This is a genomic window from Singulisphaera acidiphila DSM 18658, from assembly GCF_000242455.2.
Lineage (GTDB): Bacteria > Planctomycetota > Planctomycetia > Isosphaerales > Isosphaeraceae > Singulisphaera > Singulisphaera acidiphila.
Window position 1 is genome coordinate 44,189 of record NC_019893.1, and the last position, 10,543, is coordinate 54,731.

The window sequence follows — 10,543 nt, forward strand, 5'->3', positions numbered from 1 at the left end:
CTCGCCTTTCAGAAACATCAATCGAGATTGATCCTATAACCAGTCAGAGTCAAGTCAGCATCAGTAGTACCAATAACGAGGACGAACCAAAGAGAAGGGCCGCGTGGCATTGGGCGATCTCGCCCAATGCCACGCGGCCCTCAAAGCTTTTTTAACGGGATGCCCCGAGGCTCATGACCGGCGTTTGCCGAGCCGACCGAGCCGGCCCAGGAGTGAGGCGAGAGCCGAGTCGTGAAGTTGAGCGAGCCGCAACCGGGTCAACGGAGTCTTGGCGGGAGTCCCTTGACCGTTCTGTTGGTTGAGACGTCGTAGAGCGCGGGCGGCAACCGGAGGAGCAACGGCTGCCGGTGCCGGCGCGGTCGTGGTTGTTGTCGTGGTCTGGCTCGGAGCGGCAACCGTCGCTACGGCCGAGACGGCGGGGGCGGTCGTCGACAAGGCGGCCGCTTGATTGCCGAAATCGAGTGTGCTCGTCGCGCTGATCTTGTTGCTCAGAGTGCGGTAGACGAGCGGAGCCTGGATCGGAATATCCTTGGTCCCGCCGAACTGGATCGGCTGTGCGATACCGGCGATGAAGAGTTGGCCGGTGCCCGGCCGGTAGACCGCGATGTCGATTTTGCCGTCGCCATTGTAGTCCGCCGGAACGGGGATATCGTTCGGGCCGCCGTACTGGATCGGATTGGCATGGCCGGCGATGAACCACAAGGCCGAGCCCGGCCGGAAGACGGCGAGCTGCGCCCGACCGACGCCGTCATAGTCGCCCGGGACGGGGATGTCCTGGGCACCACCATAGACGATGGTCTGCAACCCACTTGTGGACCCGCGAATGAGCCAGCGAGTGGGGTTGGTCGCACTGGCCGGTTGGAAGACCGCAATGTCGGCTTTGCCGTCGCCGTCGTAGTCGGCCGGAACAGGGGTGTCACCCTGGCGTCCCAACTTGATCGGCGTGCCGTCGCCGGCGATGAACCACTCTCCGGTGGTGGGCCGGAAGGTGGCCAGCGTGGTGGTTCCCGTCCCGTAGTAGTCCGCCGGAACGGGGAGATCGACGTTGGCGTAGCCGAACTGGATGCCGTTGGCGGGGAAGACCCCCTGAACCAACCACTGCGCGGTGCTCGGTCGGTAGACAGCCAGGTCGGACCGGCCGTCGCCGTTGAAGTCGCCAAGGAGTGGGATATCGGTACTGCCCACACCAAACGCGATTCCGTTGGGGCCGGTCACTCCGGGGATGAACCACTGGGCCTGTGGGTTCGAGCGGCGGAAGAGGGTGTCCTGAGCCACCCCAACACCCGTGTAGTCGCCTGCCACCGGAAGTTTCCGGTAGCTGTAAGGCGCGGCGACGGCCACACCTCCCCCCTTCGGCCCACCGTACAACACGGTCCGTGGCTGGTTCGTTCCGGTCGCGTAAATCGTCCAGGTGCTCGTCGTGGGATTGAAAGCAGCCGCCTGATCGCTACCGACGCCATCATAGTCGCCAGGAACCGGGATGCTTCCCGGAGTGAACTGAAGCGTCCGAAGCTGGTTGTTCGGCCCCATGATGGTCATGATGCCGGTATTCGGATCATAGACGGCCGGCTCGACCTTGTGGGACGTCAGGCTGTTATCATAGGCACCCGGCACAGGGATCTGTCCCGGAGCACCCACCTGGATCGGGTTGGCATGACCCGCGATGAAGAACTGTCCGGTAGACGGCCGGTAGACGGCGAGTTGGGTGCGACCAACACCGTCGTAGTCACCCGGGACAGGGATATCGCCGGTGCCTCCAAACTTAACAATCGGGCCCGGGGCATTGGGGATGAACCATTCACCGGTGGTGGGTCGGTAGACCGCAATGGACGTCATACCGGTGCCCAGGTAGTCGCCCGGGACAGGGATGTCGACATACGATTGGCCGTACTGCACACCGCTGAAGACCCCTTGAACGAACCACTGTGCGGTGCTCGGGCGATAGTAGGCCAGGTCATTCTTGCCATCACCATTGAAGTCACCTTGGATCGGAATGTCGAGCGTTCCGACGCCGAAGGATGTCCCGCCCGTCGCCCCTTGAATCAACCATTGGGCCGGGCTGCCACGGAAGAAGAGGGACAGATCGGCTTTACCATCGCCCGTATAGTCTCCTCCCACGGTTGTGATCGTGAGGTTGAACGGGCTGCTCAACGGTCCCTGGTTGCCGGCGATATCACGGGCCCGTGACACAAGCGTGATACGGCCATTTTGCAGATCGTTGGGAAGCTGAATCGAGAAGGCACCCGTTGTGCCGTCGGCCGTGGCCTGGCCCAGGGGAACATTAAGGTTGTTCGCGTTGAACAAGACGACGATCGCACCCGGCTCAGTCGTCCCAACGAAGCGAGGACGACGATTGCTGGTGATCCCGTCACCTTTGATCCCGGTATCGTCGGCGGCCAGGATGCCCAAGGTCGGCGCGGTGGTCGGCCCCTGGGTGTCGATCGTGAAGCTCAACGGCTGGCTGGTGGTCGAGCCGAATGAGTTGGTCGCCTTGACCTGGACTGAGTAGACGCCGTCCGGCAGCGGAGTCAGGAACTGAAGAATGAAGTTGCCGGCGAGATCACTCGTTCCAGTCGCCAGTGCAGTCCCGACAGGAACGCCGTTAACCGACAGATAGAGCTCGACGGTAACGTTCGCATCGGTCAACCCGAGGATGTGAGGCCGCGTGATGTTGGTAATCTTCTGACCGTTCGACGAGTCGTCGAATGGGGAGAGCCCGATGGCTGGCGTGGCAGGCGGGTTCGGCAAGCCAAGGTTGTTGGCCTGGAGGATGAAGGTGAACGTGGCGATGTTCCCCGTCGTCCCCGAGGCATCGGTGGCCTGGATGCCGATCGTCTTGGTGCCGTTGGCGGTGAAGGCGGCCTGGTTGACCTGGACCGAGTATTTACCGAAGGCGTCAGTCCTGTTGGCCGCATTATTCGTGGCCGGGACACTCGGATCGTAGCCGCCGATGAGCTTGGGATTATTGGGGTCGGTCAGGTCGTACAGAGTAATCAGAACGGTGTTGCCGAAGGCGGTCTGCTCGCTAAAGCCGTTGATGATCGGCCGGGAGGTCAAGGGATTGACCAGCGGGACGCCACTGGCGTTGGTTCCCGCACTGCTGGCCGGGGCAAGACTGATATTGCTGGGCTGCGATACCGTGTTGGGGAAGACGATCGGAGCCAGCCGGATGGTGAACGTGCCACGGCCATACGTGGTCGCGAACAGATTGTTGGGATCGTTGGGCTTGGCAACCGGGCGACCGGTGGTCGGATCGACGTTGCCCAGCGCCAGGTTGAGGTCGGTGACGTGGACATTGGGCAAGGCACCGCCCTCGAGCGGTGCGGCGTCGAAAGCGATGTTGGGGAAGATCGCCCAGGTCTGACCGTTATCGAGCGAGCGATAGACCCCGGCCTCACCCGAGACGTAGAGCACCGGGTGAGTCGGCGGGCCATTCAGCGGCACGGGGGTGGTCGGGATCACATACCGCCAGTCGGCCACGATCGAGGTCAGATACTGCGTCAGGTTGTTGACCAGGGTCGGGTCGCCAAACGCCGGGTTCATCACGGTGAAGAGATTGCCGGTAATGCTCGTCCAGACCGGGGCCGAGCCGGTCGCCAGCGAGTTTCCGGTGTAATAGACCCCCTTCTGGGTGATCGCATAGGCGTTGTGATTGCCTCGGGTCGGGTCGGCGATGATCTTGAGAACGGGCGACCCGTCGAGGCCGCTCGAGATGTTCCTCCAGGCGTTTCCAGAACCGGAGGAACCGCCACCGGTGGTCGAAACGAAGATACTACCCCCCACCGTGCCGGCGTAGAGGAAGTTGTTGAGGTTGCCGAGCCCGGCCGGACCGCTGGGGTCGGGAGCACCATAGGTCAGAGCCGGAGCATACGTGGAATCGAGGTCGCCCGGGTTGGCGATCACAAGCCAGGAGCGGCCCTGGTCAATGGTCGAGAAGACCCGGCCGGCGTTCGAGCTGATCATGACCTGATCGCCGGCGATCGGATTGACCGTGAAATTCCCCTGCATCAACCCGTTGCCGTAGTTGACCGAGCCGGTCGGCCACTGCGGATCGCTCACACCGTTGGTCTGGATCAGGCCGGTGGTCCGGGAGATGAACGGGGTACCGTTGGTGCTGACCTGGAAGAAGTCGGTGAAAGCACCACCGAGGCCCGGGTAGAGATACTGGTAGACGATCCCCCGGCCTTGCTGGTCGGTCTGCACGCCGACGCCACTGATCTCACCCTGGAGGGTACGGAAGTTAACGCCGTTGATGAAAATGTTCTCAGACGGCGCCAACCAGTTGGTGTTGCCGTTGTTCAGAACATTGGGGTCCGAAGCACCGATTCCCGTGTGGGAGCCGTTTCCGTAGACCAGGGCTTGCGCGATCTGCGAGGCGAGCGTGCTGGGCTGGGCTGCTCCATAAAGGTACTGGCTGATTTGAAGATTGCCGTTGCGCGAGTAAGCCGGCGCCACGGCGGAGCCAATCCCGGCCGTGACCGTGCCGTTATTGTCCACGCCGGTGAAGATCCCCTGATCGTTACCGACGATCAGCCGAGCGTGACCGGTCAGCGGGTCGACGATCGTGAACATTCGATGAATGTTCGTTGAAGGCAAGAGATCCGCCGGATGGCCGTTGAGCAATTCGTCGAACGGGATCCAGGTCACGCCCGACCCGTCGTTGGTAAAGCCAGGGTTGCCGCCGTTGTTGTCAGGTGAGCCGACGCTGTTGACGTTGCTGAGATAGAGCGTCGTGCTGCTCTGGAACGCATTGTTGGGATCCTGAATCAGATTCAGGTATACGGCCGACCCAGTCTGAAGAAGAACACCACCCGAGATAATGCTCAGGGCAGGCACGCCGTTGTCGAGCGTCTTGATCTGAAGGTGGCCGGCACTCCTGCCCTGGGTCAAACCGCCGTCGGGTCGACTGCCGTCGAACGGCACGGCGGCGTGCGAGTCAAAGATATTGGTCGTGTCGATCCGGAGCAGGCCCGAAGCCTGGCCGACCGAGGTCCCCCCAAAGTAGACGATGTTGGGATTCGTCGGGTCGACCGAAAGTGCGATGTTGTAATTGGCCGTACCGGGGAAACCCTTACTGACCAACGGGTCGTAGACCGGGTTGTTCGGATTGTTGGACGGCGCTGCAACCTGATTGGTATTCGCCGCCTGAGGAACGTTGCCCATGTGGACCTGGGTCCAGGTCGCACCGTTGTCCTTGGTCATGTAGAGGCCGAGAAGCCCACTGCCGTCAGGCTTGGCGACACCGGCGTAGAGCCACCCTGCGTAGATCGTGTTCAAAACGCTGGAGTTGGGATCGGTCTTCGGCAAGAAGGCGGGCTTACCGAGCACGATCCGGCCGGGGTTGCTGGGGAACGTACCGTTTGCGACGATGATCGCGGGGGACGGAGTATACCTTGGGTCGCGAATCAAAGGATCAAAACCGTTGCCAACCATCAGGTTGAGCGACTGCCCTCGGTTGGGGCTGACGTAAACGCCGTGGTTTTGGAAGGCGACGTAAAGGATGTTCACGTTGCCGGTCGGGTTATTGACCGCGTTCGGAACCGCGCTGTTGAAGTCGAGGGTAATGTCGGTCGCAATGGTCCCGTGCGTGGCGTCGTTCGACATTTTCTGCCAGGTCTGGCCCGTGTCGGTGCTCCGCCAGAGACCGCCGTTGAGACCGGCCATGGCCGCGTAGATGATCACCTGGCCATCGACAGTCGGCCGGGGATCGACGACAACTTTGTAAGTGCTCGTCCCCTGCCCTGAGCCGTCGACGTTGGCGAAGAGGTGGTCGCGCTGAGGCTGGCCAACGGGTGATGTGAAGGGGAGGTTGTTGTTGGTGCTATCGAGCAGGGTCCAGCTCGCTCCACCGTCGGTCGAGCGGAGGAAGCCGACCCCTCGCGTGGTGTTGGCAAAGCCGGCATAGTTGGTCCCATCCGCAAATCCGGTCCCGGCGATAATGATCGACTGGTTCGGGTCGTTATTGCGGGGGAAGACGTCGATGCTTCCGATATTCATCCCGTAGGTCGGGCCGAAGTCGGTCAGCGGGATGTAGGTCGGGCCGGCCGGGTTGGTCGTCAGGAAGTTGTTCGTCCTCCAGATCCCGCCGCTCGACCCGGCGACGTAGACGGTGTTCCCCGAAGGGTCGGACGGATCGATGGCTATCGCCCCGACCTGCCCTGAGTAACCGTTGCCGGGAGCATCGTTCGTGACCGTGGCCGGACCGACGGGCGTCCAGGTGGTATGGGACAGAGGATTCGTCGGGTCGGTCGTGAAGATCCGGAAGTCGACGTTGGCCCGGTCGGCGACCTGTTCGCCCAGGCCGGTGATCGGTACGCTCTGCTGGAAGGTCATCGACCAACTCAGGAGGGAGCCGGTCCGGGTGGTATTGGCGGGCGCATTGCTCTTGATTTGCAGGGTCCAGTTCCCCGCCGCCTGGAGGCCGTTGAGGCCGCTAAGTGCCTGCTGCGGCTTGAACGACCCGAAGAACGGCGGCCCGCCATTCTGGATCAGCGTGTTGGCCGCATCATCAAAGGTCGTATTGCTGAAATTCGCTTGTGCGCCTGTGGAACCGACCGTCGTGAACAGAGGGATGGTCGTCGTACCGTCGGGCGCGATCAGGACCGCTTCCAAGTCGGGGTCGAAAGGATAGTTGATGTTCAGGGTCAGCGTCAGGCCCTGGACAAGGAAGCGGGTGGGGACCGTCAGCGTGGACGTGATCGTTTGCTGGGGCGCGATCACCACCGGGACGTTGGCCGAGGGGAAGGTGAGCGTGGACGCCGGAGTCGACGGAGTCTGCCTGAGCACGTCGACGCCAGCGTTGAGATTGGTGTCGAGCGCGTCGCCCGCCGCCGACTTGATGCTCGAAGCGAGCGTGACCGTATAGGTTCCACTGAGCTTCTGGATCGGGAGTCCGATCCGGTAGGTTCTGGGACTGGTCGGATTGGGATCGGTACCCAGCGGGTTGGCCACGATCGTGAATGGACCGTTGATCGGGCCGGTCGGGCCCATGATCCGCAAGATACTGGCAACCGTGACGGTACTCGGGTCCATGTCACGATCAAACGTGACATCGATGGCACTGACCGTACCGTTCATCACAAGGTTGTCGGCGGTGATCGGAGCGCCTGGCACGTGCGAACTGATGATATGCGGGCCGGGCACGATCAGCGGGAGCGTATTCGGATCATAAGGAGCCGGCAGGAATTCGCCGTCGAACCAGTTCAGGTTCTTCGTGTTTGTCGGCGTCGGAACCGCGTAGACATCGCCAAGGCTCCCGTTGGCAAAACCGGGCGTCGCGAACGTCGGCTGAGTGCCGGCGGGCGAGCTGGCATCCTGATCCATCAGGTTGCCGGTTTTCAGAACCGGCGAGATGGCACCCGGCGTGAGGTTCAGCGACCAGTTCACCAGCGCGCCCGAACCGCCTGGGATGTTGTTCGTGATCAGGAGGGTCCAGACCCCGTTGACCGGCAGTCCCTGCAGTTGTCGCAGCGCGACGTCGGGCCGGAATGTGCCGGTGTACGGCGGAATGCCGTTGCCAATCGCGATAGGGGCATTGTCGTCGAAAGTCGTATTGATGTAGCCCTGTCCCCCGATGCCATGCTGGTTCGAGAGCGTGATCACGCCTCGATTTCCAAATGCATCCGGCGGAGAGAGGAGAGTCAGAGTCAGTGCCTGATCGGCAGTATAGTTGATCGTCAAATTGAGCTTGGCATTGAAAACCAACGCGCCGGCCGGGAACCCGGTGACCAGGAACGAGGACTGCACCGTCGTGGGTGAACTCCCGCTGACGGGCGTGATCGTCAGCGGGAGGTTCGGATCAGGGCTGGTAAAGGATTGGGCAGCACCAGTCACTTGCAACTGCGTTACCGCGCTGCCGATCCGGTCACTGATGTCGGGTTTGATGTAGTAGCTGTAGGTGCCAACTCGCGAACTGGGCGTGAAGGAGACCTTGAACAGGGTGTAGCCGAAGGCATTGTTGCGGTTGTTGGGGTCGGTAACCTGGATCGGCACGACCTGCGTGGGTGTGAGCGTCTCCGTCTCGCCGTTAACGCCCTTGAAGAACACACGAACGCTGGACGGCACGAAGGTGTTGGGATCGACGGGACGATCGAATCTGACGAGGAAGGAGCTGGCAGACGGCGGGCCACCATTCGAGGGATTGACGATGTCGCCGGGCAGGCCGACCGGCCCCATCGTGCTGTCGATGATCCGCGGACCCGCGGCGATCGAAATCGTGGTGGTCCGAATGCCAAGCGTCTGCGTCGTAACGTTGATGCCGCCGTTCTGGTTGCTCGACCATGCCGGGTGGATCTGGCCGCCGTAGACGGCCAACCCTTGGCGTGAGCCAAAGCCAAACGTCCCATCCGTTATGGGGTTCCCCCCCGACTGGTTTTCGGGCACTGGACCGAGGACCACGGTTTTGCCGGTGAGTGCGTCGATGGCCGTCTGGGAATCGTTGGCGAACACCTGCGGCGCGTAGGATTGGCCGCCGTCAATGCTGGCACCGACGTAGGTCGTCACACGAGCGCGGGCTGCATCGTTGCGAGCGTCGAGGAACGAGACCACAACCGTGCCGGTCATCGCGTCGACCATGACCTGAGGCTGATACTGCGGCCGGCCCTGGTTGGTGCCGTTGGCCTCGGAGAAGCCATCCGCGGTCGCCAGGTCGTCATTGACCCGCTGGCCATAGGTTCCCGTCAACGCCCGGACAACCAATCCCGGAGCTGCGGGGAGACCCCAGGTCAACCCGCCGTTATCCGAGACCATCATCTGGATATCGGTGTTGTCGGCAGGGTTGCCGGTGTAGTTATAGCGATTGACGTAGGTCGCATAGAGGCGACCCTGGAACGGGCTGTAGGCCCCGACCGTGTTGTCCGAGGCAAGCGAGATTCCCGGCCCGATCCCCTGCCCCGAAACCGCGGCACCCAGGGGAAACTGATTCGTCATCGAGCCGCGAACGAGGGTCCTGGCAACCTCGACATTTTGCCCCGGCGACATCCCCGAATTAAAGTTGAGCGCCCAATTCCTGAGCGTTCCGCCGGTCGTGGTGTTGACGTTGGTGATCCGCAAGGTCCAGGTGCCATTGAGCGTCGCTGGCGACTGGCCGCTGAAGAGCGCGTTCAGACTGCCACCTGCGGGTCTGTAATACCCCATGTAGGGCGAAGCACTGGCCTGGTTACCAATCGGACGAAAGGTCACGCCGTTGTCAGTGAAGATCGTCGGCGCTTGCTGGCCGTCCGCGGCGATCCCAAGATTCGCTCCGGACGCCCCTCCGGCCGTCTGTCCTCCATTCGGCGTCAGAACGATCGATTGTCCCCCCGGCGAGATCAGCACGATATTCAGATCGTTTACCGACGCATGGGCAAGGATGACGCTGACCGACAGGTCACTGAGGGTGATAAAATTGGGGTTCGTGATGGTCACACTGGCTTGAAAATCGACCGTGGAGCTGGGAGCGATCGGACCCACGTTACCGCTGACGGACTGAGCAGCGGCCCCCGACGTGCGGTTGTTCCAGATAATGTCGTACGGCGGACTGCCTGAGTTCCCGCTGTTGAAGTCATCATAGATGATCGATACCTGCCCCCCGGGAACTCCCGTGTCGCCCGGTCCATAGAGCGCCGGATTCGCCGGCCGACCCTGGCTGATCGAGAGTTGCGGGGTCGTGGCGCGCTGCGTACCGCCACCACCGCTGTTGCCGTTGTTGTTGAGGACGACCGGGCCTGAGAAGTTGGCCCCGCCGTCGGACGACGCGACCATCAGGATCCGGTTCGGGTTGAAATTGACCGCGTTCTGGTGGGGTTGGTCGTTCGTGGCCCAGGCGATGTAAACGTTATTGACGTAGGGATCGTTCTGGACGTAGGACTGGCCGAGGTAATTGGTATCCACATAGCTTGTGAGGTTGTCGTCCACCGCCAGCATCGGCGTTAGCGCCATGTCCTGGGTCGACTGGTAGACAACCTTGCCAAAACCCGACGAGCCTAGAGCGACCTGCGAGGGCGAATTTCCCGAGAAGTTATACTTGTAAAGCACCAGCGCGTTGGGAGTGTTCGGGCCGGTGTTCCCCTGGTTATGCGAGTCGAGGATGTAAACGTTGTCGTTGCGGTCGAAGGCCACGCTGGCGTTGGTGACCTGGGCGTATGTCCTCAGCGGATTCTGTGTGGTCGGATCGATCTGGACCGATCCGAGGCCAAGCCCACTGAGCTGAGACCACGATTGGCCACCGTTGTTCGAATAGGCCGCTTCAACCCAGACCTTCGTGTCACCGGCCTGTGCGGGATCGTTGATCGTATAGGTCGCGACCAGCTTCTGCGGATTGTTCTTGTCGATGGCGATCGACGGCGTGCTGGCGTTGCCCCGCAGCCCCGTTCGGATCGGCGTGGCCGTAAGTGGCACGAGCGGTTGCGGCAGAGTGGCCAACAGGGTCCGCTCTTCCAAGTGCTCAAGGGTAAGCCGGCGAGCCGCCGACTTCCGAGCGGATTCCCGGCGCAACCCAACCAGGGCCTGATCGTGACCCTCTTTGGTCTTGACTTCGGACCGTTCCGAACGCATGGCCATCTCT

The 10,543-nt window shown here is 62.0% G+C and carries 1 protein-coding gene; it reads right to left on the reverse strand.

The genetic code is table 11. From position 1 onward, the window contains the following. Positions 1 to 171: 171 nt before the first annotated feature. On the reverse strand, positions 172 to 10,533 hold the full coding sequence (locus tag SINAC_RS37270) for an Ig-like domain-containing protein (RefSeq protein WP_015250691.1): 10,362 nt from the start codon (positions 10,531 to 10,533) through the stop codon (positions 172 to 174). Positions 10,534 to 10,543: the final 10 nt, after the last annotated feature.